General features: G+C 70.2%; 29 protein-coding genes, 1 tRNA gene and 1 riboswitch. Of the genes, 9 read left to right on the forward strand and 21 right to left on the reverse strand.

The window, feature by feature from the left end; genetic code table 11:
- Positions 1 to 6: 6 nt before the first annotated feature.
- From ACFVYX_RS02295 to ACFVYX_RS02305, 3 genes are all read right to left on the reverse strand, one after another.
- Complete coding sequence (locus tag ACFVYX_RS02295) at positions 7 to 987, reverse strand: ATP-binding cassette domain-containing protein (protein WP_389679377.1); 981 nt, start codon at positions 985 to 987, stop codon at positions 7 to 9.
- Positions 988 to 1150: 163 nt separating this feature from the next.
- A complete protein-coding gene (locus ACFVYX_RS02300) occupies positions 1151 to 2014 on the reverse strand; it encodes an ABC transporter permease (protein WP_389679378.1) in 864 nt (287 codons plus the stop codon).
- Positions 2007 to 2807 (reverse strand): ABC transporter permease, encoded by an 801-nt coding sequence (locus ACFVYX_RS02305; RefSeq protein ID WP_389679507.1) that lies wholly within the window; start codon positions 2805 to 2807, stop codon positions 2007 to 2009. Before ACFVYX_RS02305 ends, ACFVYX_RS02300 begins: the two co-directional genes overlap by 8 nt.
- A 211-nt stretch (positions 2808 to 3018) precedes the next feature.
- Between ACFVYX_RS02305 and ACFVYX_RS02310 the strand changes: the two genes are divergently transcribed.
- Complete coding sequence (locus ACFVYX_RS02310) at positions 3019 to 5256, forward strand: transglycosylase domain-containing protein (RefSeq protein ID WP_389679379.1); 2238 nt, start codon at positions 3019 to 3021, stop codon at positions 5254 to 5256.
- Here the strand turns inward: ACFVYX_RS02310 and ACFVYX_RS02315 are convergent.
- The 3 genes from ACFVYX_RS02315 to ACFVYX_RS02325 all read right to left on the reverse strand — a co-directional run bounded on the left by ACFVYX_RS02315 (position 5250) and on the right by ACFVYX_RS02325 (position 6439).
- Positions 5250 to 5570 (reverse strand): DMT family transporter, encoded by a 321-nt coding sequence (locus ACFVYX_RS02315; protein ID WP_389679380.1) that lies wholly within the window; start codon positions 5568 to 5570, stop codon positions 5250 to 5252. The genes ACFVYX_RS02310 and ACFVYX_RS02315 overlap by 7 nt on opposite strands.
- 33 nt (positions 5571 to 5603) lie before the next feature.
- A riboswitch (guanidine-III (ykkC-III) riboswitch) is annotated at positions 5604 to 5677 on the reverse strand.
- A 56-nt stretch (positions 5678 to 5733) separates the two neighbouring features.
- Positions 5734 to 6072, reverse strand: a complete 339-nt coding sequence (locus ACFVYX_RS02320; protein ID WP_389679381.1) for a GroES family chaperonin — start codon at positions 6070 to 6072, stop codon at positions 5734 to 5736.
- A gap of 46 nt (positions 6073 to 6118) precedes the next feature.
- Entirely contained in the window at positions 6119 to 6439 is a 321-nt protein-coding gene (locus ACFVYX_RS02325) for a DUF3618 domain-containing protein (protein ID WP_389679382.1), read from the reverse strand.
- Positions 6440 to 6575: 136 nt separating this feature from the next.
- Between ACFVYX_RS02325 and bcp the strand changes: the two genes are divergently transcribed.
- Positions 6576 to 7043, forward strand: a complete 468-nt coding sequence (gene bcp / locus ACFVYX_RS02330; RefSeq protein ID WP_266892300.1) for a thioredoxin-dependent thiol peroxidase — start codon at positions 6576 to 6578, stop codon at positions 7041 to 7043.
- A 106-nt stretch (positions 7044 to 7149) separates the two neighbouring features.
- Positions 7150 to 7233 (forward strand) — tRNA-Leu (locus ACFVYX_RS02335).
- A gap of 63 nt (positions 7234 to 7296) precedes the next feature.
- Here ACFVYX_RS02335 and rdgB read toward each other — a convergent pair.
- The 4 genes from rdgB to ACFVYX_RS02355 form a co-directional block, all read right to left on the reverse strand.
- Positions 7297 to 7899 carry an RdgB/HAM1 family non-canonical purine NTP pyrophosphatase gene (gene rdgB / locus ACFVYX_RS02340; protein WP_389679383.1) on the reverse strand — a complete coding sequence of 201 codons (603 nt, stop codon included), beginning with the start codon at positions 7897 to 7899 and terminating at the stop codon, positions 7297 to 7299.
- A 26-nt stretch (positions 7900 to 7925) separates the two neighbouring features.
- The gene (locus ACFVYX_RS02345) at positions 7926 to 8306 is read right to left on the reverse strand and encodes a hypothetical protein (protein WP_389679384.1); all 381 of its coding nucleotides are present in this window, start codon (positions 8304 to 8306) and stop codon (positions 7926 to 7928) included.
- Positions 8307 to 8405: 99 nt separating this feature from the next.
- Positions 8406 to 9137 (reverse strand): ribonuclease PH, encoded by a 732-nt coding sequence (gene rph, locus ACFVYX_RS02350; RefSeq protein ID WP_389679385.1) that lies wholly within the window; start codon positions 9135 to 9137, stop codon positions 8406 to 8408.
- Between the two features lie 89 nt (positions 9138 to 9226).
- Positions 9227 to 9460, reverse strand: a complete 234-nt coding sequence (locus tag ACFVYX_RS02355; protein WP_189829817.1) for a PTS glucose/sucrose transporter subunit IIB — start codon at positions 9458 to 9460, stop codon at positions 9227 to 9229.
- 233 nt (positions 9461 to 9693) lie between these two features.
- Here ACFVYX_RS02355 and ACFVYX_RS02360 point away from each other — a divergent pair, with 233 nt between their 5' ends.
- Positions 9694 to 10995: a PTS transporter subunit EIIC gene (locus ACFVYX_RS02360; protein WP_389679386.1), complete on the forward strand. Its 1302-nt coding sequence runs from the start codon at positions 9694 to 9696 to the stop codon at positions 10993 to 10995.
- Between the two features lie 299 nt (positions 10996 to 11294).
- Positions 11295 to 12560 carry a PTS transporter subunit EIIC gene (locus tag ACFVYX_RS02365; protein WP_389679387.1) on the forward strand — a complete coding sequence of 422 codons (1266 nt, stop codon included), beginning with the start codon at positions 11295 to 11297 and terminating at the stop codon, positions 12558 to 12560.
- A gap of 70 nt (positions 12561 to 12630) precedes the next feature.
- On the opposite strand, the gene ACFVYX_RS02370 is transcribed toward ACFVYX_RS02365, so the two are convergent.
- Positions 12631 to 13383: an MBL fold metallo-hydrolase gene (locus tag ACFVYX_RS02370; protein WP_389679388.1), complete on the reverse strand. Its 753-nt coding sequence runs from the start codon at positions 13381 to 13383 to the stop codon at positions 12631 to 12633.
- Positions 13384 to 13586: 203 nt separating this feature from the next.
- On the opposite strand from ACFVYX_RS02370, the gene ACFVYX_RS02375 reads away from it, so the two are divergent.
- A complete protein-coding gene (locus ACFVYX_RS02375) occupies positions 13587 to 14081 on the forward strand; it encodes a type II toxin-antitoxin system PemK/MazF family toxin (RefSeq protein WP_389679389.1) in 495 nt (164 codons plus the stop codon).
- A gap of 123 nt (positions 14082 to 14204) precedes the next feature.
- Here the strand turns inward: ACFVYX_RS02375 and ACFVYX_RS02380 are convergent, their stop codons facing one another.
- The 4 genes from ACFVYX_RS02380 to ACFVYX_RS02395 all read right to left on the reverse strand — a co-directional run bounded on the left by ACFVYX_RS02380 (position 14205) and on the right by ACFVYX_RS02395 (position 16402).
- Positions 14205 to 15155: a PLP-dependent cysteine synthase family protein gene (locus ACFVYX_RS02380; RefSeq protein WP_389679390.1), complete on the reverse strand. Its 951-nt coding sequence runs from the start codon at positions 15153 to 15155 to the stop codon at positions 14205 to 14207.
- A gap of 5 nt (positions 15156 to 15160) precedes the next feature.
- Positions 15161 to 15439: a MoaD/ThiS family protein gene (locus ACFVYX_RS02385; RefSeq protein WP_389679391.1), complete on the reverse strand. Its 279-nt coding sequence runs from the start codon at positions 15437 to 15439 to the stop codon at positions 15161 to 15163.
- Between the two features lie 93 nt (positions 15440 to 15532).
- A complete protein-coding gene (locus ACFVYX_RS02390; protein WP_389679392.1) occupies positions 15533 to 15649 on the reverse strand; it encodes a putative leader peptide in 117 nt (38 codons plus the stop codon).
- A 114-nt stretch (positions 15650 to 15763) separates the two neighbouring features.
- On the reverse strand, positions 15764 to 16402 hold the full coding sequence (locus ACFVYX_RS02395) for an HD domain-containing protein (protein ID WP_389679393.1): 639 nt from the start codon (positions 16400 to 16402) through the stop codon (positions 15764 to 15766).
- A 72-nt stretch (positions 16403 to 16474) separates the two neighbouring features.
- On the opposite strand from ACFVYX_RS02395, the gene ACFVYX_RS02400 reads away from it, so the two are divergent.
- Positions 16475 to 17416 (forward strand): GlxA family transcriptional regulator, encoded by a 942-nt coding sequence (locus ACFVYX_RS02400; RefSeq protein ID WP_389679394.1) that lies wholly within the window; start codon positions 16475 to 16477, stop codon positions 17414 to 17416.
- Positions 17417 to 17440: 24 nt separating this feature from the next.
- On the opposite strand, the gene ACFVYX_RS02405 is transcribed toward ACFVYX_RS02400, so the two are convergent.
- From ACFVYX_RS02405 to clpS, 4 genes are all read right to left on the reverse strand, one after another.
- Positions 17441 to 17866, reverse strand: coding sequence for a Mov34/MPN/PAD-1 family protein (locus ACFVYX_RS02405; protein ID WP_389679395.1), 426 nt, complete (start codon positions 17864 to 17866; stop codon positions 17441 to 17443).
- 107 nt (positions 17867 to 17973) lie between these two features.
- Entirely contained in the window at positions 17974 to 19401 is a 1428-nt protein-coding gene (locus ACFVYX_RS02410) for an amino acid permease (RefSeq protein WP_389679396.1), read from the reverse strand.
- Positions 19402 to 19724: 323 nt separating this feature from the next.
- Positions 19725 to 20318: a DUF2017 domain-containing protein gene (locus ACFVYX_RS02415; RefSeq protein WP_389679397.1), complete on the reverse strand. Its 594-nt coding sequence runs from the start codon at positions 20316 to 20318 to the stop codon at positions 19725 to 19727.
- Positions 20318 to 20623, reverse strand: coding sequence for an ATP-dependent Clp protease adapter ClpS (gene clpS / locus ACFVYX_RS02420; protein ID WP_073807902.1), 306 nt, complete (start codon positions 20621 to 20623; stop codon positions 20318 to 20320). The genes ACFVYX_RS02415 and clpS overlap by 1 nt, the downstream gene beginning before the upstream one ends.
- 101 nt (positions 20624 to 20724) lie before the next feature.
- Here clpS and ACFVYX_RS02425 point away from each other — a divergent pair, with 101 nt between their 5' ends.
- Together ACFVYX_RS02425 and ACFVYX_RS02430 are read left to right on the forward strand one after the other, a co-directional pair.
- Entirely contained in the window at positions 20725 to 22053 is a 1329-nt protein-coding gene (locus tag ACFVYX_RS02425) for a nicotinate phosphoribosyltransferase (protein ID WP_389679399.1), read from the forward strand.
- A gap of 97 nt (positions 22054 to 22150) precedes the next feature.
- Entirely contained in the window at positions 22151 to 22750 is a 600-nt protein-coding gene (locus tag ACFVYX_RS02430) for a nicotinamidase (RefSeq protein WP_389679400.1), read from the forward strand.
- Positions 22751 to 22826: 76 nt separating this feature from the next.
- On the opposite strand, the gene ACFVYX_RS02435 is transcribed toward ACFVYX_RS02430, so the two are convergent.
- Both ACFVYX_RS02435 and ACFVYX_RS02440 read right to left on the reverse strand, forming a co-directional pair.
- Positions 22827 to 23138, reverse strand: a complete 312-nt coding sequence (locus ACFVYX_RS02435) for a hypothetical protein (protein WP_389679401.1) — start codon at positions 23136 to 23138, stop codon at positions 22827 to 22829.
- Positions 23139 to 23260: 122 nt separating this feature from the next.
- Positions 23261 to 25723, reverse strand: coding sequence for an immune inhibitor A domain-containing protein (locus ACFVYX_RS02440; protein WP_389679402.1), 2463 nt, complete (start codon positions 25721 to 25723; stop codon positions 23261 to 23263).
- Positions 25724 to 25790 lie beyond the last annotated feature (67 nt).

Genomic DNA, 25790 nt, shown 5'->3' on the forward strand with positions numbered 1-25790 from the left:
GACCTCCTACCTGAGGGACTCCCGGCGCTCGTCCCGAGTTCCCCCGTACATCTTCGCGATCACCGACTCGATGTCCGGCTCCCGCACCGAGAGGTCGAGGAGGGGGTACCTCGCCGCGACCGACGCGACCAGCGGGGCCGCCGAGGCGGTGGCGGGGAAGGCGAGCCACTGGCGGGCGCCTTCCGACCGTACGTGGCGGGCTCCGGGCACATCGGCGATCGGGGGCAGCACGCGCTCCAGGTCCACCACCAGGAGGCGTTCGCTCTCCCCCACGGCGTGCAGGCCGGCCAGCTCGCCGTCGTACATGAGCCGTCCGTGGTCGATGACCATCACCCGCGAGCAGAGCTGCTCGATGTCCGTGAGGTCGTGGGTGGTGAGCAGGACCGTGGTCCCCTGGGTGGTGTTCAGGTCGCGGAGGAACTCCCTCACCCGTGCCTTCGAGACGACGTCGAGGCCGATCGTCGGCTCGTCCAGGTACAGCACCTCCGGGTCGTGCAGCAGCGCCGCCGCGATGTCCCCGCGCATCCGCTGGCCCAGGGAGAGCTGCCGGACCGGTACGTCGAGCAGCTCGCCGAGTTCCAGGAGCTCCACGCAGCGGGCGAGGTTCTCCCGGTAGCGGGCGTCGGGGATGCGGTACATGCGGTGCGTCAGCCGGTACGAGTCCTTCAGCGGCAGGTCCCACCAGAGCGTCGTCCGCTGGCCGAAGACCACCCCGATCCGCTGGGCGAGCCGGGTCCGCTCGCGCGCCGGGTCGATGTCCGCGACCCGCAGCCGGCCGCCGCTGGGGGTGAGGATGCCGGTCAGCATCTTGATCGTGGTCGACTTCCCGGCGCCGTTCGGGCCGATGTAGCCGACCATCTCGCCGCGCTCGACGCCGAAGCTGATGCCGTCCACCGCCCGGACCTCCTTCTTCTCCCGGCGGAACAGGCCCGCCTTCCGGCGGACCGTGAACGTCTTCTCCAGTGAGTCCAGTTCGATGAACGGCACGGGGCTCGGCTCCTTTCAGTCCTGCGGATTCCTTCGGCTTGCTTGGGCTTGCTCGGGCTTGCTCGGGCTTGCTCGGGCTTGCTTCGGCTTGCCTGGGCTTGCTTCGGCTGCCCAAGCAAGCCCTCTGCTGCCCTCAACTGCCTTCAGCTGCCTTCAGCTGCCTTCAGCTGCCTGTCGAGCGGTACGAGCGGATTCCCGCCCGCCACGCGAGGCCCGCCACCCCGCAGCAGGCCATCGCCACCAGCGGCGAGGCGAACACCGCCCAGCCCGGGACCCCCGCCGGGGCCGGCCGGCCGAGCACGTACAGGGCGGGCAGCCAGTTCACGAACGCCAGCGGTACGACGAACACGACCCCCCGCACCAGCTCCTGCGCGAAGATCGTCGGCGGGTACTGGAGGAGGGTGTTCCCGCCGTACGTGAACGCGTTCGTCACCTCCGCCGCGTCCTGTATCCAGAAGAGCGTCGACGCGCCGAGCACCATCAGCGCCGCGAAGATCACCGCCCCGGAGACCAGCGTCACCGGCAGCAGCACCACCTTCACCGCCGTCCACTCCACGTCCAGCAGAAGCAGCCCCCAGACCAGGACGAACAGGCCCTGCGCGACCCGGCCGAGCCTCCGCAGCGCGAACTTGTCCGCCGCGACCTGGGCGAGGAGCGGCGCCGGGCGCATCAGGAACGTGTCGAGCGAGCCGTCCCTGACCCGTTTCCCCATCCGCTGCAGCGAGCCCATCGTGAGGTCCGCGATCCCGAACGACGTGCCGGCCGTCCCGTACAGGAAGGCGACCTCCGCGAAGCCGAAGCCGCCGAGGCCCCTCACCTGACCGAACATCAGGAGGATGACGACGAAGTCGAAGAAGGTGACGCAGAAGCTGGTCACGAGCGTGAGCACGAAGGAGGAGCGGTACGTCATCGTGGACCGGATCCACATGCCCGCCACCATCCGGTACGTACGCCAGGAGTCCCGGAGCGGGCCGGGGCGTGTCACCTCAGCCGCCCGCACCGCCGCGTTCCGCGTCGTCTCAGCCACCCTGCACCACCACCTTCCGCGTCGCCGCCGCCTGCACCAGCCGGCCCACCCCGAGCAGCACCAGCGCCCAGCTGCCCTGGAAGGCGTACGCCCCCGCCAGCTCCCAGCCCTCGTACCTGCCGAGATACACATCGGCCGGCACCTGGAGCAGTGACGCCCAGGGCAGCATCCGCGCGATCTCGCCAAGGGCGCCAGGGAACACGGTCAGCGGAAGCAGCATCCCCGAGAAGAACAGGCCGCTCAGCCACACCACCTGCACCACCCCCTGGCCGTCGAGAAGCCAGAACGCGCTCATCGCCGCCAGGTACCAGATCGCGAAGCCGACCGTCGAGCCCAGCGCCACCGACACCAGGAAGGCGAGCCAGGCGCCCGGTCCCGACGGGAGCGTGAAGCGGAAGGCGAGCGCGCCGACGGCCATCGGGACGACCCCGCGGCCGAGCAGCTGGAAGGCGGACCTGCCCGCGTTGGCCGCGAACCACCAGAGCTGGAGGTCCGCCGGGCGGTACAGGTCGACGGCGATGTCGCCGGTCCTGATCCGCTCGATCAGCTCGTCCTCGAAGCCGCCGCCCATCATCCCGCAGACCGTGATCAGCGCCTGCCCGATCCAGACGTACGCGAGGGCGTCGTCCATCGAGTAGCCACCGAGGTGCGGGCGTTCGTGCCAGAGGGCGATGTAGGTGTACGACAGGACGAAGCCGAAGACGCTGTTGGTGAACACCCCCGCCGCCGTCGCCACCCGGTAGGTGGCGTGGCGCCGGAAGCCGCCCGCGGCCACCGTCGCGTACAGCCGCAGCATGGGGCTCCCTCTCCGGTCACATGGCAGCTACTACCGGGGCACACGTCCGGTCCGGCAGACATGCCGATCCGACGCACACGCCGATCCGGTACGAATGACAGCGAAGCGCACGACCTTAGTGGGTGTGGCTCCGCGCCGCGAGCGGATTTCGCGTCAGATTCGGGTCGCAAACGAGAGTTTGGGTGACTTACGGGCAATATGAGATGCCATGTCCCCTTCCTCCGGCACGAGCGACGTTCCGAGCGACACCCCCCGGCCACCCCGCCCGGGCCCGGAAACCAGCTGGGAACCGCGGGACCCCACCCTCCCCGCACGGACGCCCCCGCCCCCGACCCGCCCCGCGAGACGCTCCCGACCCCGCCGCGTCCTGCGCACCCTCGCCGGGCTGTCCCTGCTCAGCGCCCTGCTGCTCGCCGGCGCCCTCGTCGCCGGCTACCTCCTGGTGGAGATCCCGCCCGCCAACGCCGCCGCCGTCGCCCAGTCCAACGTCTACCTCTACCGGGACGGCAGCCCCCTCGCCCGCGACGGCGAGGTCAACCGCGAGAACGTCCGGCTCGACCGCGTCCCGCTCACCGTCCGGCAGGCCGTCCTCGCCGCCGAGGACCGCGACTTCCACACCTCCCGCGCCGTCGACCCCAAGGCCATGCTCCGCGCCGCCTGGAACACCGTCACCGGCAAGGGCCGCCAGTCCGGCTCCACCATCACCCAGCAGTACGTCAAGAACTACTACCTCGGACAGGAACAGACCCTCACCCGCAAGGCGAAGGAGTTCTTCATCGCGATCAGGCTCGGCCGCGAGAAGACCAAGGAGGAGATCCTCCAGGGCTACCTGAACACCAGCTACTTCGGCCGGAACGCGTACGGCGTCCAGGCCGCCGCCCGCGCCTACTACGGCAAGGACGTCGAACACCTCGACACCGCCGAGGGCGCGTACCTCGCCTCCCTCCTCAAGGCCCCCAGCGCCTACGACGTCACCACCCACCCCGAGAACCGCGCCAAGGCCGTCGCCCGCTGGAACTACGTCCTCGACGGCATGGTCACCGAGGGCTGGCTGGCCCGCGCCGAGCGCGCCGCCGCCCGCTTCCCCGCCCCGCAGACCGCCCGCCCCGCCACCGGCCTCTCCGGACAGCGCGGCTACCTCGTGCAGGCCGTCGAGGAGTACCTGACCAGCCGCGGGATCGTCGACGAGAAGACCCTCGCCGGCGGCGGCTTCCGCATCACCACCACCCTCGAACCCGCCAAACAGGAGGCCCTCGTCCAGGCCGTCGAGGACCGCGTCATCTCCCGCCTCGACCCGGAACGCGTCCCCGCCGACCGGTACGTCCGCGTCGGCGCGGCCGCCGTCGACCCGGAGGACGGGAAGGTGCTCGCCCTGTACGGCGGCATCGACTACACCCGGCAGTACGTCAACAACGCCACCCGCCGCGACTACCAGGTCGGCTCCACCTTCAAGCCCTTCGTCTTCACGGCGGCCGTACAGAGCGGGGCACAGACCCAGTACGGCGAACCCATCACCCCGTACACCCTCTACGACGGCAGCAACCGGCGCCCGGTGGAGGGCTGGAACGGCACCCCCTACGACCCCGCCAACGAGGACGACGAGAGCTACGGCGAGATCGCCGTCGGCGCCGCCACCGGCCTCTCCGTGAACGCCGTGTACGCCCAGATGGCCGTCGACGTCGGCCCCGGGCACGTGCGCCGCACCGCCGTCGCCCTCGGCCTGCCCGGCTCCACACCCGACCTCACCGCCTCCCCCTCCATCGCGCTCGGCCCCGCCACGGCCAGCGTCCTCGACATGGCGACGGCGTACGCCACCCTCGCCGCCCACGGCCGGCACGGCGGGCACACCCTCGTCGCCCACCTCAGCAGGGACGGCCACGAGCTGACACCGCCCGCCGCCCCGGCCCGGCAGGCCGTGACCCGGGAGGCCGCCGACACGACCACGTCGATCCTGCGGAGCGTCGTCGAGGCGGGCACGGGAACGGCAGCGCAGACCGCCGGACGCCCCGCGGCCGGAAAGACGGGCACGGCGGAGGACGACAAGGCGGCCTGGTTCGCCGGCTACACCCCGGAGCTCGCGACCGTCGTCGCGCTGATGGGCCAGGACCCGGAGACGGGACGCCAGGAACCGCTGTACGGGGCGCTCGGACTGCCCCGGATCAACGGAGGCGGGGCGCCCGCCGAGATCTGGGGCCAGTTCACCCGGGACGCCCTGGCCGGGACACCGCCACGGGACTTCGAGCTCCAGCTGATGCCCGGAGCGGAGGAACCGCCCCCCGTACCACCGATGGCGGACGGGCCGGAGGGAACGGAAGGGGCGCAGGAGCCGCCGTACGAGACGGGCGAGGCGGGTCCGGGCGCGATGGTGTCCCGCAGCCCCGAGCCCGGCCCCCGCACCGCGGTGACGCACGGCCCCGTGCCCACCGGCGGCACCCCGCCTCAGTGACCCGAGGTCGCCTTCAGACCCACCACCGCGACCAGCAGCAGACAGACGAAGAAGATCCGGGCGGCGGTCGCCGGCTCACCGAGCACCACCATGCCGAGCACCGCCGCACCGGCCGCGCCGATCCCGACCCACACGCCGTACGCCGTACCGATCGGCAGCGTCCTGGCGGCATGCGACAGCAGCATCATCGAGGCGACGATCCCGGCGCCGGTGAACACGCTCGGCCAGAGGCGGGTGAAACCGTCGGTGTACTTCATACCGATCGACCAGCCGACTTCGAGCAGACCCGCGACGACAAGAAGAACCCAGGCCATGACGACGACACCTCCGCGAGACGGAACAACAGGAGTGCGTCGTCTTGTCGAAAACCCGGTACGGCGCGTCTCGTCGGGGTCCACCCAGGCTAGCAAAGGACGAACGAAAGCCCTGGTGACGGTCGTCACCAGGGCCTCAGGTGGCCTTCGCCCACAGGCTCGCCTACAGATACAGACCGGTCGAGTCCGTGGCGCCCGCGAACCGGTCCGCGGCCACCGCGTGCAGGTCGCGCTCCCGCATCAGGACGTACGCGACACCCCGCACCTCGACCTCGGCACGGTCCTCGGGGTCGTACAGCACCCGGTCACCGATCTCGACGGTACGGACGTTCTGCCCGACCGCGACCACCTCGGCCCAGGCCAGGCGCCGGCCGACGGCGGCGGTCGCCGGAATCAGGATGCCGCCGCCGGAGCGCCGCTCCCCCTCCGGGGAGTCCGTGCGGACCAGGACCCGGTCGTGCAGCATCCGGATGGGCAGCTTGTCGTGCGTGTTCTCGCTCACGGGGTGAACCTACCTGCCCGGGCGGGACGCCCCCGGCGGGGAGGGGTCATCGCCTGCCCTTGCGGGAGGACCTGGCGAGCAGCCCGATGACCGCCACGGCCACGAGCGCCACCGGCACCACGCGCTCCAGGCGGGGAGCGCCGTCCTCATGGGTGAAACGTGCCTTCACATCCGAGACGGCCCGGTTGACGGCCACGAAGGCGCGTCCCGCGGTCTGGTCGACCGTCGAGGCGACCTTGGCCTTCGCGTCCCCGATGATCGTCTTCGGATGCATCCGAATGCCGATCTCGTCGAGAGTGACGGCGAGCTGCTCGCGCCGGCGGACGATGTCCGCCTCGATCTGCGCAGGGGTCCTGGACTCCGACACCGCGCTGCCTCCGTAGTCGTATTCCGGTCGTTGACGGACAGTCTGTCAGCTCCGCCGCGGTTGGGCCGTCCCCGACCCCCCTCAGTCTTCCCCCATTAGGCTCTGATCGCGTACGCGAACCATCCCGAGGAGAGCCATGAGCGAGCGACTTCAGCCCGGCGACACCGCCCCCGCCTTCACCCTTCCCGACGCGGACGGCAACGAGGTCTCCCTCGCGGACCACAAGGGCCGCAAGGTCATCGTCTACTTCTACCCGGCGGCGCTGACCCCCGGCTGCACGAAGCAGGCCTGCGACTTCACGGACAACCTGGACGTGCTGGCCGCCGCGGGCTACGACGTCATCGGCGTCTCGCCGGACAAGCCGGAGAAGCTGGCGAAGTTCCGCGAGAAGGAGAACCTGAAGGTCACGCTGGTCGGCGACCCGTCGAAGGAGACCCTGGAGGCGTACGGCGCCTTCGGCGAGAAGAAGCTGTACGGCAAGACGGTGACGGGCGTGATCCGCTCGACGGTCGTCGTCGACGAGGACGGCAAGGTGGAACACGCCTTCTACAACGTGAAGGCGACGGGCCACGTGGCCAAGATCATCAGGGACCTGGGCGTCTGAGCGCCGGCCTCCGCCGCGGAACGGTCCGCACCGCGTACCGCGGGTGTGGACCGTACCGCCGTACCCCTCGGGCGGTCGGAGCCGGACCGCTACGATGGCCGTGCATGCGGCCGTGTCGTAACTGGCAGCCGAGCTGGGTTTAGGTCCCAGTGGGAGAAATCCCGTGTGGGTTCGAGTCCCACCGGCCGCACATGCGCGAAGGGCCGCCCCACCGGCGGCCCTTCGCTCTGTGCTGACTCTCTTCGGGGGGCCCTCAGCCCAGCAGTTCCCTCACCACCGGTACCAGCGCCCTGAACGCCTTGCCCCGGTGGCTGATCGCGTTCTTCTCCGCCGGGGTCAGTTCCGCGCACGTCACGTCGTGGGCCTTCGGCTGGAGGATCGGGTCGTAGCCGAAGCCGTTCGTGCCGGTCGGGGTGTGGCGGAGGGTGCCTTCCAGGCGGCCTTCGACCACGCGTTCCGTGCCGTCCGGGAGGGCGAGGGCCGCCGCGCACGCGAAGTGGGCGGCTCGGTGTTCGTCCGCGATGTCCGCGAGCTGGGCCAGGAGGAGGTTCAGGTTCGCGCGGTCGTCTCCGTGGGTGCCGGACCAGCGGGCCGAGAAGATGCCCGGGGCGCCGTTGAGGACGTCCACGCACAGGCCCGAGTCGTCGGCCACGGCCGGCAGGCCGGTCGCCCGGGCCAGGGCGTGGGCCTTGAGGAGGGCGTTCTCGGCGAAGGTGACGCCGGTTTCCTTGACGTCGGGGACCTCCGGGAACGCGTCCGCGCCGACGAGTTCCAGGTCGAGACCTGCGTCGGCGAGGATCGCGTGGAGTTCGGTGATCTTGCCCGCGTTGCGGGTGGCGAGGACTAGACGGGTCATGTCCTCGATTATCCGGGGTGGGCCGGTCAGCCCGGCGTGCAGACCTTCGCCACCTCACCCGCCGCGTCCGTGATCGGCTGGATGTCCGGGGTCGTGTCGCCGTTCTTCACAGCCGTACGGACGGAGTCGACGCCCTTCGTGAGGTCGTCCACCGCCTTCGCCAGGTCGGCGTTGTCGGTCGTGTCCTTGAGGTTGCCCAGCTCCGTGGAGATGGAGTTCAGGGACTCCTCTATCTGCGTCACGTCGTTCGAGGCGTTGGAGACGGCCTGCTGGAGCTTGTCGACCGACGTGGCTATCGCGTCGGCGGTCTTGACGCAGTCCATGGCGGTGTCGAGGGCTCCGCAGCCGCTCAGGACGGTGGTGAGCGTGGCGGCCGTGGCCACGGCGAGTGCGAGACGGCGCTTCAAGGCGGGTCCTCCCCAGATTCGTAGACGCGTACGGGCGCACGGATCGTATCCGTGCGCCCGTTGTCCGTCAGGACGCCGTACGAAGTCGGGGGGTTGCGACTACAGCGTTCCTTCGAGGGCCTTGCGCTGGATCTCGGCCAGGTCGGCGCAGCCGCCGGAGGCGAGGTCGAGGAGGGCGTTGAGCTCCTTGCGGTCGAAGGGCTCGGCCTCGGCGGTGCCCTGGACCTCGACGAAGCGGCCGTCGCCGGTGCAGACGACGTTCATGTCGGTGTCGGCGCGGACGTCCTCCTCGTAGCAGAGGTCGAGGAGGGGGGTGCCGTCGACGATGCCGACGGAGACGGCGGCGACGGTGCCGGTGAGGGGCTTGCGGCCGGCCTTGACGAGCTTCTTGGTCTGGGCCCAGGCGACGGCGTCCGCGAGGGCGACGTAGGCGCCGGTGATCGCGGCGGTGCGGGTGCCGCCGTCGGCCTGGAGGACGTCGCAGTCGAGGACGATGGTGTTCTCGCCGAGGGCCCTGTAGTCGATGACGGCTCGGAGGGAGCGGCCGATGAGGCGGGAGATCTCGTGGGTGCGGCCGCCGATCTTGCCGCGGACGGATTCGCGGTCGCCGCGGGTGTTGGTGGCGCGGGGCAGCATGGAGTACTCGCCGGTGACCCAGCCTTCTCCGCTTCCCTTGCGCCAGCGCGGGACGCCTTCGGTGACGGAGGCGGTGCAGAAGACCTTGGTGTCGCCGAAGGAGATGAGGACGGAGCCCTCGGCGTGCTTGCTCCATCCGCGTTCGATGGTGACGGGGCGGAGCTGTTCGGGGGTACGGCCGTCGATTCGAGACATGGGTCGAGCCTAGCGGGACACGGGGAAGGGCCCGTCCCCTGCCGGAACGGGCCCTCGGGTGGTGCGTCGGTGCTGACGGGGTCAGCTGCTCACATCATGTCTTCGATGTCGGCGGCGATGGGGTCGGCGTCGGTGCCGATGACGACCTGGATCGCGGTGCCCATCTTCACGACGCCGTGGGCACCGGCGGCCTTGAGTGCGGCTTCGTCGACCAGGGCGGGGTCCACGACCTCGGTGCGCAGGCGGGTGATGCAGCCTTCGACCTCTTCGATGTTGCCGATGCCGCCGAGCCCGGCGACGATCTTCTCAGCCTTGGTGGCCATGTGTCTCTCCCTGTCCGTTCCGTTCGCGAGCACGCGAATCTCGGCGCACCTGTGGTCCGCCTTGTCACGGTAACCCACGGTTGGCCCAACTTCGCGAGCGAGTGCCGCCGTTCTGTCGAATGATGACGATCACCGGCGGCCTGTCCTCAGCGGGCTCCCGGAGCCTACCGCAACTGGTCTACACCAGTGCAATGAGACGCGGACCCGGTTTGTTCCGGGCAGGGAGGACGCCGATGACCACCGAAAGCGCCGCGGCCGCACCGAGGAAGAAGTCCCGGGGGAGCGCGCTCTTCCAGGGGCTTCAGAAGATGGGGCGCAGCCTCCAGCTCCCCATCGCCGTCCTGCCGGCCGCGGGCATCATCAACCGCCTCGGGCAGGACGACGTCTTCGGTTCCGACGGTCTCGGCTGGGACAACGTCGCCAAGGTGATGATGGGCGCGGGCGGGGCGCTGCTCGACGGCGGTCTCGGTCTGCCGCTGCTGTTCTGCATCGGTGTCGCGATCGGCATGGCGAAGAAGTCGGACGGTTCGACGGCGCTCGCGGCGGTCGTCGGCTTTCTCGTGTACTACACGGTCCTGCGTCAGTTCCCGAAGGACTGCCCGACGGGTACGAGGGACATCAGCGGCGGCTGCCTCGGCGTCGACGACTCGTTCGCGGGATACACGTACCAGAACCCTGGGGTCTTCGGCGGCATCGTCATGGGTCTGCTCACCGCGTACCTGTGGCAGCGGTTCCACCGCGTGAAGCTGGTCGACTGGCTCGGCTTCTTCAACGGCCGGCGACTCGTACCGATCATCATGGCCTTCGTCGCGATCGCGTTCGCGGCGATCTGTCTGTGGATCTGGCCGCCGATCGGTGACGCCCTGGAGAGCTTCAGCGACTGGCTCGTCGGTCTGGGCGCCTGGGGTTCGGGCATCTTCGGTGTCGCCAACCGCGCGCTGCTCGTGATCGGTCTGCATCAGTTCCTGAACGTGCCCGTGTGGTTCCAGTTCGGTTCGTACGAGAAACCGGACGGTTCGGTGGTCCACGGTGACATCACCATGTTCCTGGCGGGCGACCCGAACGCCGGTCAGTTCACGACGGGCTTCTTCCCCATCATGATGTTCGCCCTGCCGGCGGCGGCGCTCGCGATCACGCACTGCGCGAGGCCGCACCGACGCAAGGTGGTCGGTGGTCTGATGCTGTCGGTGGCCCTGACCTCGTTCGTCACGGGCATCACGGAGCCGCTGGAGTACTCGTTCCTCTTCATCGCGCCCGTGCTGTACGCGATCCACGCGGTGCTGACGGGCGTCTCCATGGCGGTGACGTGGGCACTGGGGGTGAAGGACGGCTTCAGCTTCTCGGCCGGTCTGATCGACTACGTGATCAACTGGAACCTGGCGACGAAGCCGTGGCTGATCATTCCGATCGGTCTGGCGTTCGCGGTGGTGTACTACGCGATCTTCCGGTTCGCGATCATCAAGTTCGACCTTCCGACCCCGGGCCGTGAGCCGGAGGAGATCGAGGAGGAGATGGAACGGGACAACGTCAAGTGACCTGACCGTTCCGGGGCTTCCGCCCCGCTCCCCAGGCCACCGAAAGCCGACCCGAAGCCTCCCGGGAGACCCCCCGACAGGCCCCTGGACCTCACCGTCCGGGGGCCTTGCCGTGTTCACTCCCCGTCACGGCCGAGCACGCAGAATTCACAGGTTCCTTATCTAAGTCTCACGTGCTAAAACTGGTCTACACCACTCATTGGTGTAGACCACGCGGTCCAGACCACCGCGTTCCACGAGACGCCGCCGTCCCCCGTGACACCTGTCCTCCGGCGGCGCCTTGCCCACTGGAGGAAGTTGTGTCCACGGCTAGCGCCGCTCCCGCGGCCGACAAGAAGAAGGGCGCCGGCGCGATGGCTGTCATGCAGCGCATCGGCCGCAGCCTCATGCTGCCGGTCGCGGTGCTGCCCGCCGCCGCGCTTCTGGTGCGTTTCGGTCAGCCCGACATGCTCGGCAGGGAGTCGTTCCCGACCGTCATCACCAAGATCGCCGGTTACATGGCCGCCGGTGGCGGCGCCCTGCTCGACAACATGGCACTGCTGTTCGCCGTCGGCATCGCGATCGGCTTCGCCAAGAAGTCCGACGGCTCCACCGCGCTCGCCGCCGTGGCCGGCTATCTGGTCTTCAAGAGCGTGCTCGGCACCTTCACGGACAGCAGCCTGCCGAAGAAGGAAGCCATAGTCGGCGGCAAGATCGTCATGGTGGAGCAGGCAGTCGACGCCAAGGTGCTCGGCGGCGTGGTCATGGGCATCATCGTGGCGCTGCTCTACCAGCGCTTCTACCGCACCAAGCTGCCCGACTGGGCGGGCTTCTTCGGCGGTCGCCGCCTCGTCCCGATCCTCTCCGCCTTCGCCGGCCTCCTCGCCGGCATCGTGTTCGGTCTGATCTGGCCGTGGCTGGGCTCGGGCCTGCACTGGTTCGGTGAGAGCCTGGTCAACTCCGGCGCCGTCGGCGCGGGCATCTTCGGTATCGCCAACCGCGCGCTGATCCCGGTCGGCATGCACCACCTGCTGAACTCGTTCCCCTGGTTCCAGGCCGGCTCGTACGAGGGCAAGAGCGGCGACATCGCCCGCTTCCTCGCCGGCGACCCGAGCGCCGGACAGTTCATGACCGGCTTCTTCCCGATCATGATGTTCGCCCTTCCGGCGGCCTGCCTCGCGATCGTCCACTGCGCCCGCCCGGAGCGCCGCAAGGTCGTCGGCGGCATGATGTTCTCGCTCGCGGCCACCTCCTTCGTCACCGGTGTGACCGAGCCGATCGAGTTCACCTTCATGTTCATCGCGCCGGTGCTGTACGCGATCCACGCCGTCCTGACCGGTGTCTCGATGGCACTGACCTGGGCGCTCGGCATGAAGGACGGCTTCGGCTTCTCCGCCGGCGCGGTCGACTTCGCCCTGAACCTGGGCATCGCGTCCAACCCGTGGGGCCTGGCCCTGGTCGGCCTCTGCTTCGCGGCGGTCTACTACGTGGTCTTCCGCTTCGCGATCACCAAGTTCAACCTTCCGACGCCGGGCCGCGAGTCCGACGAGGAGCTCGCCGAGCTCCTGAAGGCCGAGGCGAAGTAGGCCGTACGCGGCACACGCCGGAGCCCCCGCCCTTCTGCGCGAAGGACGGGGGCTCCGGCCGTTCCCGGGCTCAGATCTCGTAGACCGCGCCCGGTCTCGCCAGCTCCGAAGGCCCCCCGTACACCTCGCGCGCGTCCGCCAGGTTCCGCTCGCCGTCGGTCCACGGCGGGATGTGGGTGAGGACGAGCCGGCCCACGGACGCGCGGGACGCCTCCGCGCCCGCCTCCCGGCCGTTGAGGTGGAGCGCCGGGATGTCCTCCTTGCCGTGGGTGAAGGAGGCCTCGCAGAGGAACAGGTCGGTGCCCCGGGCGAGCTCGTGCAGCGACTCGCAGACCCCGGTGTCGCCGGAGTACGTCAGCGAGCGGCCGCCGTGCTCGATCCGGATGCCGTACGCCTCGACCGGGTGGCACACCTTCTCCGTACGGACGGAGAACGGGCCGATCTCGAAGGCGCCCGAGGTCAGGGTGCGGAAGTCGAAGACCTCGCTCATCGAGGTGGCGGAGGGGGTGTCCGCGTACGCCGTGGTCAGCCGCTGCTCGGCGCCCTCGGGTGCGTAGACGGGGATCGCGTCGCAGCGTCCGCCCTCGTGCCGGTAGTAGCGGGCGACGAAGTACCCGCACATGTCGATGCAGTGGTCGGCGTGCAGGTGGCTGAGGAAGATCGCGTCGAGGTCGTACAGACCGATGTGTCGCTGCAGCTCGCCCAGGGCGCCGTTGCCCATGTCGAGGAGCAGCCGGAAGCCGTCGGCCTCGACGAGGTAGCTCGAACAGGCCGAGTCCGCGGACGGGAACGACCCGGAGCAGCCGACGACGGTGAGCTTCATGGAGCGGGAACCTCCGTGGACGGATACGGAAAGCGCGCTGGGGAGGGGGGAGGCTGTGCGGCTTGTCGAGCGTAAGGCGCTCCTGGGCCTGTCGCTCCTTCGTGGTGGCCCGTTGTGGGCGAACTCACGGGCTCTGTCACCGGTTCGGATGGATGGCGGGCCGCCTCGGCGGAGTGAGGCACCCGCCGGTACCGTCTTGGGGTATGGACACGTCGTGGTGGCCCGCGCTGGTCGCGGTCGTGGTGATCGCCCTGGTCGTGGCGCTGGCCGATGGGTGGAGGCGTTCGTCGCGGCCGTCGTCCGCGCGGCGACCCTCGCCGCGGGGGCGGGCGCCGGAGCGGACGCGGCCGCCCGGTCGGCCCGCCGGGCCCCGTCAGGCGCCCTCGCGGCCGCCGAAGCCGACGGAGATCTGGTGGGCGGCCGTGCCGTTCGAGGACGGGCCCGGGTCGAAGGACCGGCCGTGTCTGGTGCTGTCCGTGCGGGGGGACTGCGCGCTGGTCGTCAAGATCACCAGTAAGTACCACGACGAGCGGCCGGGAGTGATCGCGCTGCCGCCGGGGGCGGTGGGCGACGCGCAGGGGCGGCCGAGCTTCCTGGAGACGGACGAGCTGCGGGAGGTGCCGGTGGCGGACTTCCGGCGGAGAGCGGGGACGGCGGACCCGGTCGTGTGGGACCGGGTCCGCCATCTCGCGCGCTAGCTTTCCGCAGCCTACGGGTGCGGGTCGGAAGCCTGGGCGCGGCTGAGCGCGCCGTCCCGTGTGCCCACCCGTCCCGCCCTGCGGGACGATTGCCCACACGGGGGGCGGTAGCGGGAGGGAGGCTTACGCCCAGAGCTGGCCCTGGACCGCTGCGATGGCCTCTTCCGTCGTCTTCGCCGTGTAGAGGCCCGTGGACAGGTACTTCCAGCCGCCGTCGGCGACGACGAAGGCGATGTCCGCGCTCTCGCCGGCCTTGACGGCCTTGTTGCCGACGCCGATGGCGGCGTGCAGGGCGGCGCCCGTGGAGACGCCCGCGAAGATGCCCTCCTGCTGAAGGAGTTCGCGGGTACGGGTGACGGCGTCGGCCGAGCCGACCGAGAAGCGGGTGGTGAGGACGGAGGCGTCGTACAGCTCGGGTACGAAGCCCTCGTCGAGGTTCCGGAGGCCGTAGACGAGGTCGTCGTAGCGCGGTTCGGCGGCGACGATCTTGACGTCGGGCTTCTGCTCGCGCAGGTAGCGGCCGACGCCCATGAGCGTTCCGGTGGTGCCGAGGCCGGCCACGAAGTGGGTGATCGAGGGCAGGTCGGCGAGGATCTCGGGACCGGTGGTGGCGTAGTGGGCGCCCGCGTTGTGTGGGTTGCCGTACTGGTAGAGCATCACCCAGGCCGGGTTCTCGGCGGCGAGTTCCTTGGCGACGCGTACCGCCGTGTTCGATCCGCCCGCGGCGGGGGACGAGATGATCTCGGCGCCCCACATGGCGAGCAGCTGGCGGCGCTCCTCGCTGGTGTTCTCGGGCATGACGCAGACGATGCGGTAGCCCTTGAGCTTGGCGGCCATGGCGAGGGAGATGCCGGTGTTGCCGCTGGTCGGCTCCAGGATGGTGCAGCCGGGGGTGAGCCGGCCGTCCTTCTCGGCCTGCTCGATCATGTGGAGCGCGGGGCGGTCCTTGACCGAGCCGGTCGGGTTGCGGTCCTCCAGCTTCGCCCAGATGCGGACGTCGTCCGAGGGCGAGAGCCGGGGGAGGCGGACCAGCGGCGTGTTGCCGACCGCGGCCAGCGAGGAGTCGTAGCGCATGTGGATCAGACCATGCCACCGGCGACGGCCGGCAGGATCGTGACGTTGTCGCCGTCGGTGAGCTTGGTGTCGATGCCGTCGAGGAAGCGGACGTCCTCGTCGTTCAGGTAGACGTTGACGAAGCGGCGGAGCTTGCCCTCGTCGACGATGCGGGCCTCGATCCCGTTGTGGCGGGACTCCAGGTCGGCGAAGAGCTCGGCGAGGGTCGCGCCGCTGCCCTCGACGGCCTTCTCGCCGTCGGTGTAGGTGCGGAGGATGGTCGGGATGCGGACCTCGATGGCCATGGCGTGGGCTCCTGTCGGAAGTGACGTGGTGGGCGCGCGGCTGGGGCCCCCGCGCGGAGGGGGGTGGTGCTGGAAGTGCGCTCGACCGGTCGTTCAGAGCGCGGCGCGGGAGGTACAGATCGCGCTGGCGAGGCGGCACAGGTCGACGTGCAGGCGGCCTACGAGCATGACTGTGCCCGGAGTCTCTTCGCTCACGTCGTGGGAAACCATGGGCTCATCGTATCGATTCCCGGTCCGGGTTTCGGAATGTGATCTCACATGATGGATGCTTTCTGCCCGCCTGCCGGACGGAACCCCGGGTGACCTCGCTTTCCTTCCCTCCGCTCACTCGGGCCAGGCGGAGTTCTGGATGGTCTTCACGAAGTCTCCGGGGGTGAAGCCGGGGACGAAGTGGCGCAGGACGTCGGCCTTCACGTTGCCGAAGGTGGTGTCGGGCCGGGGCGCGATGCCCTCGGTGAAGGCGGCGAGGATCCGCTTCTTGAAGTCGGGCCGGGGGTGGGCGGCGATGATCGCGGCCCGGTCCTCGGGGGTGACGGCGGCGGGGTCGTCGTAGCCGATGCCGAGGACGTCGTACTCGACGCCGGCCGTGACGAGTGCGACCTCGGGCTCCATGAACTCCGGGACCCCGGGGGTGGTGTGGAGGGCGATGGCGGTCCAGACGCGGCGGACGGCGTCCTCGTCGGCCCCGTGGGAGCGGAGGAAGGCGGCGGCCTCCTCGGCGCCGTCGACCTCGAAGCGGCGGCCGCTGCCCCGGTGCTCCTCCCCCAGGCCGAGGTCGTGGAACAGGGCGCCGACGTAGAGGAGTTCGGGGTCGAAGGAGAGTCCGCGGGCGCGGCCCTGGAGGGCGCCGAAGAGGTAGACGCGGCGGGAGTGGTCGTAGATCAGCTCGCTCGTGGTGTCGCGGACGAGTTCGGTGGCGGCGGTGGCGAGCCGGCTGTCGGGGATCAGTGCGAGAGCGTTCATGGGGCAAGCCTCGCCGTCGGAGCACCGGCCCCGCCATGTCCCTGCGGACAGGCATCCCACAGAATCGGACACATGACGGTGCACTCGGTGGTGGTGTTCGCTTTCGACGGCGTCCGGCTGCTCGACGTCTCGGCCCCCCTTGAGGTGTTCTCCACGGCGTGGGCGGGCTACGAGGTACGGGTGTGCTCGCCCGGCGGGCGGGACGTCCGCACCTCCTGCGGGCTGCGGATCGGGGCGGACCTCTCGGCGGACGCGGTGACGGCGGCGGACACGCTGATCGTGCCGGGGGCGGTGGACGTGGGGCGGTGCGCGGCGGTCGCTCCGGGGGTCGCGGCGCTCGCGGCGCGCTCGGGCCGGGTGGCGTCCGTGTGTACGGGGGCGTTCGCGCTCGCGGCGGCCGGGCTGCTCGCCGGGCGGCGGGCAACGACCCACTGGGAGCACGCGGCGGAGCTGGCCCGCCGCTACCCGGACGTGGCGGTGACCCCGGACGCGATCCATGTGCGGGACGGGGAGGTGTGGAGTTCGGCGGGGGTGACGGCCGGGATCGATCTGTGTCTGGCCCTGGTGGAGGAGGACCGGGGGCCGGGGGCGGCCCGTGCGGTCGCGCGGGACCTGGTGGTCTTCCTCCAGCGGCCGGGCGGGCAGTCGCAGTTCTCGGCGGCCTCGCGCGTTCCCCCGACCGGGCATCCGGTGGTCCGGCCGCTGCTCGACGCGGTCGTGGCGGATCCGGCGGCGGACCACAGCGCGCAGGCGCTGGCGCGGCGGGCGGGGGTGAGTGCCCGGCATCTGACCCGGCTGTTCCGGGAGCAGGTGGGGGTGACGCCGGCGGCCTGTGTGGAGCGGGTGCGGGTGGAGGCGGCCCGGATGCTGCTGGAGGGCGGGGCCGGGGTGACCCGGGCGGCGGCGCGGAGCGGGCTCGGGAGCGACGAGAGCCTGCGGAGGGCGTTCGCCCGGCATTTCGGGGTCACGCCCTCCGCGTACCTCGCGCGTTTCCGTACGTCCGTCTCCGTGTGAGCGGCGGCGCCGGGGTCCGCTCGCTTACGCGTACGCCTCGACGACCTTGACCTCTTCCTCGGTCACGACGCCCTCGACGATGGTGAAGGAGCGGAACTGGAAGGGGCCGGCGCCGTCGCTGTCGGCGGTGGAGACGAGGACGTAGTGGGCCTGGGGCTCGTTCGCGTACGAGATGTCCGTGCGGGACGGGTAGGCCTCGGTCGCGGTGTGGGAGTGGTAGACGATGACGGGCTCCTCGTCCCGGTCGTCCATCTCGCGGTAGAGCTTGAGCAGGTCCGCGGAGTCGAACTCGTAGAACGTGGGCGAGCGGGCCGCGTTCAGCATCGGGATGAAGCGCTCGGGGCGGCCGCTGCCGGCCGGGCCCGCGACCACGCCGCAGGCCTCGTCGGGGTGGTCCGCGCGGGAGTGTTCCACGATCTGGTCGTACAGGGCCCGGGTGATGGTCAGCATGCCGACAGGATAAGCAGACGGGCCGTTCCGTACCGAGGAGTGGTACGGAACGGCCCGGATGCTGGGACGTGCGAGGTCAGGAGCTCAGCGGCCAGGAGGCCTGGAGGTCAGGACCGCTTGGCGAAGGCCGCACCCTCCGGGTCGCGGGCCTTCAGGACCAGGTAGGAGACGCCGAGGATCAGGCCCCAGACCGGCGCGGCGTAGAGGGCGGTGCGGGCACCCTCGTCGACGCCCATCATGACGATGACCATGCCGATGAAGAGGAGCGCGAACCAGCTGGTGTACGGGGCTCCCGGGGCCTTGAAGGTGGACGCGGGGAGCTCGCCGCGGTCGGCCTTGGCGCGGTAGCGGATCTGGCAGACCAGGATCATGATCCAGGCCCACATGCCGGAGATGGTGGCGAAGGAGACGACGTACTCGAAGGCCTTGCCGGGGGCGACGTAGTTGATCCAGACGCCGACGAGCATCAGCGAGGCCGAGAAGGTCAGGCCGAGGAGCGGGGTGCCGCTCTTGGTCAGCCTGGTGAAGACCTTCGGGCCCTGGCCGTTGAGCGCGAGGTCGCGCAGCATGCGGCCGGTGGAGTACATGCCCGAGTTGCAGGAGGAGAGGGCGGCGGTCAGCACCACGAAGTTGACGATGGCGGCGCCGACGCCGAGGCCCATCTTCTCGAAGGCGGCGACGAACGGGGAGATGCCCGGCTGGAACTCGGTCCACGGGACGACCGACAGGATCATGATCAGCGCGCCGACGTAGAAGACGGCGATGCGCCACGGCACGGTGTTGATGGCCTTGGGCAGGACGGTCTTCGGGTCCTTCGACTCGCCCGCGGTGACGCCGACGAGCTCGACGGCGAGGAAGGCGAACATCACGATCTGCAGGGTCATCAGCGTGCTGCCGATGCCGTTCGGGAAGAAGCCGCCCTGGTTCCACAGGTGGGCGACGGTGGCGGTGTCGCCGGCGTCGGAGAAGCCGATGGTGAGGATGCCGGCGCAGATCAGGATCATGCCGATGATCGCGGTGACCTTGACCATGGAGAACCAGAACTCCAGCTCACCGAAGAGCTTCACGGAGATCAGGTTGGCGCCGTAGAGGATGACGGTGAAGACCAGCGCGGAGATCCACTGCGGGATGTTCCACCAGTACGTCATGTAGGTGGCGGCGGCGGTGACCTCGGTGATGCCGGTGACGACCCAGAAGAGCCAGTACGTCCAGCCGGTGACGAAGCCCCAGAAGGGGCCGACGAACTCACGGGCGTACTCGGCGAAGGAGCCGGACACCGGGCGGTACATGAGCAGTTCGCCCAGGGCCCGCATGATGAAGAAGATGACCAGGCCCGCGATGGCGTACGCGAGGATGAGGCTGGGGCCCGCCTTGGCGATGGCCTTGCCGGCGCCGAGGAAGAGGCCGGTGCCGATGGCGCCGCCGATCGCGATCATCTGGATCTGCCGGGCGCCGAGGCCTCGCTGGTAGCCCTCGCCGCCGTCCACGGCCCCGTCGGTGCCGTCGTTCTGCTTGTCGACCTGCACAGAGGTCATGGTGGTGCGCCTTTCTCCATGCTGATCCGCGCGACTGCGAGTGCGTCTGCCGCGGATCAGATCCTGATCCCCCCGGATGTGGATGGAGTGCCACCGGCGGTCAGCCGGTCGGAGCGCCCTCGGGGACAGGGGTGGCGTCCCCGAGCGGTCGTGAAGATTTATCACGGGCCGGGACGCGATCGAGGGAGTTGGGCGTGGCGCAGGTCACGGAAAACGGCGGACAAAAGACGCTCAACACGGCAAGACGGACGCCTCGGTAACGTATTCGTTATCCGGATTTGAGCGTCCGCTGAGCGAACATCAGGTGGTCGCGCGGTGCCGTGTCACGACATCAGCGTCTCGATGAGGGACTCCTGGAGCGCCCCCAGCCAGAGGTACGCCATCACCATCGGCTTGCGCGGGTCGGAGTCCGGCAGCCAGTACAGCTGCTCGCTCTCCTCGTCGTCGGTGACGTCGAGCCGGGTACCGATGGTGAGCCGGAGGTCGTTCAGCGCGCCGAGCCAGGCCCTGGCCTCGTCCGGGCTCAGCTTCAGGACCGCGCCGCCCTCGCCGGCCGCGTCGGCGGAGAGCGCGTCGAGGGCGCGCACCACGACGAGGGCGTCCTCGCGCTTGCGGGCCCGCAGGTCGTTCTCGGTGTAGCGGCGGAAGTCGGAGGCGGCCGCCCGCAGCTCCTCGCTGTCGTCCCCGTACGCGTCGGGGAAGAGGCGCCTGAGGGCGGGGTCGGACGGCGGCTTGCTCGGGCCCTCGGCGAAGAGCGCGGCGAGCGGGTCCTCGTCCTTGGCGGGCTCGTCGCCCGGCCCGATCAGCTCCATGAGCTGGACGGCGAGGGAGCGGAGGATGGAGATCTCGACGTCGTCGAGGGCGACGGCGGCGCCGCCGCCGGGCAGGGCCACGAAGCTGCTGGTGGTCCCGGCCATCAGAAGCGGTCCTGGGAGAGCGTCGCCCACAGTCCGTAGCCGTGCATCGCCTGCACGTCGCGTTCCATCTCCTCGCGGGTGCCACTGGAGACCACCGCGCGGCCCTTGTGGTGGACGTCGAGCATCAGCTTGTGCGCCTTGTCCTTGGAGTATCCGAAGTACGACTGGAAGACGTAGGTCACGTAGCTCATCAGGTTGACCGGGTCGTTGTGCACGAGGGTCACCCAGGGCACGTCCGGCTCGACGACGGCGGAGACCTCCTCGGCCGATTCCGTACGTTCGATCTCAATAGGCGCGACGCTCACTCACCCCATGCTGCCACCCCGGGGGCCCTGTCGCACAAACGGGGTCACCCGGTCGACCCACTATTCGTCACTCTGACGATTTCTGCGCTAGCATCGCTGACATGAACGCTGCGGACCTTGGGCTCCCGGTGGACGTGCCGTCGACCGCGCTCTTCACCGACCAGTACGAGCTGACCATGCTCCAGGCCGCCCTCAGGGGCGGCACCGCCGACCGGCGGTCCGTCTTCGAGGTCTTCACCCGGCGGCTGCCCGAGGGGCGGCGCTACGGCGTCCTCGCGGGCGTCGGCCGGGTCCTGGACGCCGTCGAGAACTTCCGCTTCGACCCCGCGGTGCTGGGCTTCCTCCGCGAGCGCGGCATCGTCGACGAGCCGACCCTGGAGTGGCTGGCCCGCTACCGCTTCTCCGGTGACATCTGGGGCTACCCCGAGGGCGAGGTGTACTTCCCCGGCTCCCCCGTCCTGCGCGTCGAGGGCTCCTTCGCGGAGTGCGTGCTCCTGGAGACCGTGATCCTCTCGATCCTCAACCACGACTCGGCCATCGCCGCCGCCGCCTCCCGCATGTCGGCCGCGGCCGGCGGGCGCCGCCTCATCGAGATGGGCGCCCGGCGCACCCACGAGCTGGCGGCCGTCGCCGCCTCCCGTGCCGCGTACGTCGGCGGCTTCGACTCGACCTCGGACCTCGCGGCCGGCTTCCGCTACGGCATCCCGACCGTCGGCACCTCCGCCCACGCCTTCACGCTCGTCCACGACAGCGAGCGGGACGCCTTCCAGGCGCAGGTCGAGAGCCTCGGGCGCGGGACGACCCTGCTCGTCGACACCTACGACGTGGCCGAGGCCGTCCGTACCGCCGTGGAGGTGGCGGGGCCCGAGCTCGGCGCCGTCCGCATCGACTCCGGCGACCTGCTGCTCGTCGCGCACCGGGTGCGGGCGCAGCTCGACGAGCTGGGGGCGCGGGACACGAAGATCGTCGTCACCTCGGACCTCGACGAGTACGCCATCGCCTCGCTCGCGGCGGCCCCGGTCGACGCGTACGGGGTGGGCACGCAGCTGGTCACCGGCAGCGGCCACCCCACCTGCTCGATGGTCTACAAGCTGGTGGCGCGGGCGGCCTCGGCCGACCTGAAGGCGCCGCTCGTGCCGGTCGCCAAGAAGTCCCTGGGCGGCAAGGCCTCGGTCGGCGGACGCAAGTGGGCGGCGCGCCGGCCCGACGCGTACGGGGTCGCGGAGGCGGAGGTCGTGGGGACGGGCCCGGTGCCGCCGGAGCTCACCGACCGGCAGCTCCTGGTCGAGCTGGTCAAGGGCGGTGACGTGGTGGCGAGGGAGCCGCTCGAGGCCGCGAGGGCCCGGCACATCACGGCCCGTGCCGGGCTGCCGATGTCGGCGATCCAGCTCTCCCGGGGCGAGCCGGTGCTGCCGACGGAGTACATGTAGAAGCCTCCGGACGGAGGATCGGGACGCCCCCTCCCGGTGGGAGGGCGGAGTCTCTAGGCTCGAACCCACCCCTCCCGACCCGCTAAGGACACCCGCCATGCACCGCGCATTGATCGTTGTGGACGTTCAGAACGACTTCTGCGAGGGCGGCAGCCTCGCGGTGACCGGCGGCGCGGACGTCGCCGCCGCCATCACCGACCTGGTCGGCCAGACGGCGGGCACCTCCTACCGGCACGTGGTCGCGACCCGTGACCACCATGTCGACCCGGGCGCGCACTTCGCCCCGGCGGGCGAGGAGCCGGACTACGTCACCTCCTGGCCGGTGCACTGCGTGGCCGGTACGGAGGGGGTGGGCTTCCACCCGAACTTCGCGCCCGCCGTCGCCAGCGGGGCGATCGACGCCGTCTTCGACAAGGGCGCGTACGACGCGGCGTACAGCGGCTTCGAGGGACACGACGAGAACGGGCGGACGCTCGCGGAGTGGCTGCGCGAGCGGGAGGTCACCGAGGTCGACGTGGTCGGTGTCGCCACCGACCACTGCGTCCGGGCGACGGCCCTGGACGCGGCCCGTGAGGGCTTCCGCACCCATGTGCTGCTCGACCTGACGGCAGGCGTCGCGAAGGAGACGACGGACCGGGCCCTGGAGGAGCTGCGGGCGGCGGGCGTGGAGCTGACGGGCCGGCCGGTGGTGGCCTGAACCGTGCCGGACGGGCCCTGGGGGGGCCGTGTCGGTCGGTCACGCCGCGAGCCCGGCCTGATCGACAAGACGCCCCCTAGGCGGCGGGCGCCCTGGGGAGGGACCGTACGGGGTGCCAGAGCTCCTGGGCGGCTCCTGGGGTGGATCTCCACAGCAGGCCGTCGGGGTGGTGCAGCACGGCCGTGACCTCGTCCGGGGTGGGGGGCTCGCTGTTGCCGCGGAGGTAGACGGCCCGCAGCCCCAGGTTCCGCAGCCGGGTGAGGGCACGGGCCCGGTTCGCCGCGTGGACCAGGAAGCGGACGGTGACGCCGTCGCGGGCCGGGCTCGGCAGCCCTATCGCGACGACCACGCTGCCTCCGGGCAACTTGCAGAACCCTCCGTTGGGCATGCGGAACCACTCCCCCGTGGATTGAATGTCAATAAGAAAAGCGTCAGACGCACCTAAACACGATCGGCCGCCGCCCGCTAGAGGGCGACGGCCGATCATGCTTTGACCTGCGGTTTTACCGATTACTTGACAGACGGACCCACGCGGACCGTGATCGTCTGGCCGTTCTTCGGCTCCTTGACGACCTCGATCTTGGTGTTGGTGTCAGTTACCTTGACGCCCGCGCGCTCGGTCTCCGGGTACCAGTAGGTGCCCTTGCGGTCGTCGAAGACCGGGTTGCCCCGCTGCGAGTGCACCCACGTCGGGACGTCCGCCTTGTGGAGCAGGAGGGAGTCGGTCCGGTAGGTGCCGAAGGTGGAGTCGTACGCCTGGACGCGGTTGCGCATCAGGGTGCCGTCCTTCCACTTCAGCGGGGTGGCGTGGGAGTCGACCGGAAGGATCAGGCCCTGGCCCGGGTGGACCGCCGTGTTGTTGTCCTTCTGGGAGAGGTCCCACTTCCAGATGAGCAGACCGTTCTGGTACGGGTAGTGCTCGACCCAGCTGGACTTGTCACCCGCGAAACCGAAGTTGTACGGGCCGACCTTGAGGGTGGCGTCGTACGAGACGTACTGGCGGTTCTCCGCGATGTAGTACTGCTCGTACTCCTTGGTGAAGCCCTTGCCGACCCGCGAGAAGCCCTTGGCGGTCCAGCCGTTGTCACCGTTCTCGGCGTTGTCCGAGAAGACGGTGGCACCGTCGGCGGTCAGGGTGATGGCGTCGGCGGTGAAGCCCTTGCCGCCCGCGCCGCCGTCCGTCTGGTAGCGGAAGCGGAGGTCGAACTTCTTGCCCGCGTAGGCGTCGAGGCCGTAGACGAGCTTCTTGTGGGTGCCGGAGACGTCCGTCAGCGCCGGGGCGCCGCTGGCGTCGCGCGGGAGCGCCTTGCCGTCGGCGGTGCCGTCGAGGGCCGTCCAGCTGGCGCCGCCGTCGGTCGACACCTCGGTGTAGAGGTAGTCGTAGTCGAGCTCGATGTCGTACCAGCCCTGGAGCTCCAGGGAGGCGGACGTCCTGCCCGTCAGGTCGACGGAGCGGGTGAGGGTGTTCTTGAGGTCGTCACCCATGTTGCTCCACCACTGCGTGGCGCCTTCGGCGGGCGCGACGACGTCGGTGGTGACGGCCTTCTTCGGCAGCTCGACGATGAGCGCCTGCGGGTTCTTGGTGTTGTACTCGGCCACACCCAGCTTGTGCGTGGAGTTCCACGCACGGGCCTCGTTCGCCACCTTGGTGTAGTTGAGCCAGCCGAGCTGCAGCTTGTCCCAGGCGTTCATGTCGCCGGGCAGGTCGCCGATGGCGTCCTTGCCGCGGCCGAGCCAGGAACCGGACGACATGAGCGACCAGAAGCCGGTCGAGTTCTCGGCGCCGGGGCGGCCGGAGGTGTCGTACAGGTCCGGGAGGCCGAGGTCGTGGCCGTACTCGTGCGCGAAGACGCCGAGGCCGCCGTTCTCGGGCTGCATCGTGTAGTCGCCGACCCAGATGCCGGAGTCGCCGATCTGCGTGCCGCCGGCCTTGTTGCCGGCCGGGCCGGTCTTGCCGGCGTTGGTGCCGTACGCGTACCAGCGGTGGGCCCACAGGGCGTCGCCGCCCTGGGCGCCGCCGCCCGCCGACTCGTCCTCGCCCGCGTGGACGATCTGGAAGTGGTCGATGTAGCCGTCGGGCTCGTTGAAGTTGCCGTCGGCGTCGAAGTCGTACCGGTCCCAGAGGTCGTACTGGGCCATGTCGGCCTTGATCTGGGCGTCGGTGCGGCCCTTGGCCTTCTGGTCGGCGACGAAGGCGGTGACGCCGTCGCGGACCGCGTCCCAGACGTTGGCGCAGTTGCTGTTGCCGCAGTAGTTCGAGCCGTAACGGGCCTCGTTGTACTCGACCTTGACCCAGTCGGAGACTCCGCCCTCGACCGAGTACCGGCCGGACGAGGTCTTCTCGTAGTAGGTCTTCAGCGACTGCTTGGGCTGTCCCTTGGCGTCCTTGCCGGTGCCGAAGTACAGGTCCTGGAAGTGCTTCTGGTCGTAGTCCGCCTGCCAGGCCGTGGAGTTGTCCTTGGCGCGGTCGGGCTGGGCTATCTGGTTGTGCAGCGGGCCGGGCGTGCCGCCGAACTTCGGCTTCAGCTCGTCCGTGTCGTCGTCGGCGCGGTCCACCAGGGTGGTGTTGTCCACCTTGTCGCCGAACTCGACGAGGATCGTGAAGATCTTGTCGGTCTTCTCGCGGCCGAGCTCGACGTACTTCTTGCTGTCGAGCTTGACGACCTGCGAGCCGCCACGGCGCTCGACCTTGGCCTCGCCGCTCAGCACCTGCTCCAGGGCAGCCTTGCGCTGCTGCTCCTGCTGCTTGCTGAAGGGGCCTTCGAGGTCGTGGTCCACGGCGGTCTTGTCGACGCCGTGCCCGTGTCCGTGTCCGTCGACGGCGCCGGGCGCCGGGTCGTGACGGACGTCGGCCGGCGTCACGCTGCCGTGATTGTCGGCCCAGGCGGTGGTGAAGGTCGAGGCGGTGGCGGCGGTAGCCGCGAGCGCCACGACGACTGCGGACGTTCTGATCGCCCGTCGTCTGTTGGTCACTTGATGTAGTCCTCCCCGGCGCCCGCGCCTCGGACCGAAGGTGGGGTGTCCGTCCGGCGGGGGTCGC

It is taken from the genome of Streptomyces sp. NPDC058326 (genome assembly GCF_042879855.1).
Classification (GTDB): Bacteria; Actinomycetota; Actinomycetes; order Streptomycetales; family Streptomycetaceae; genus Streptomyces.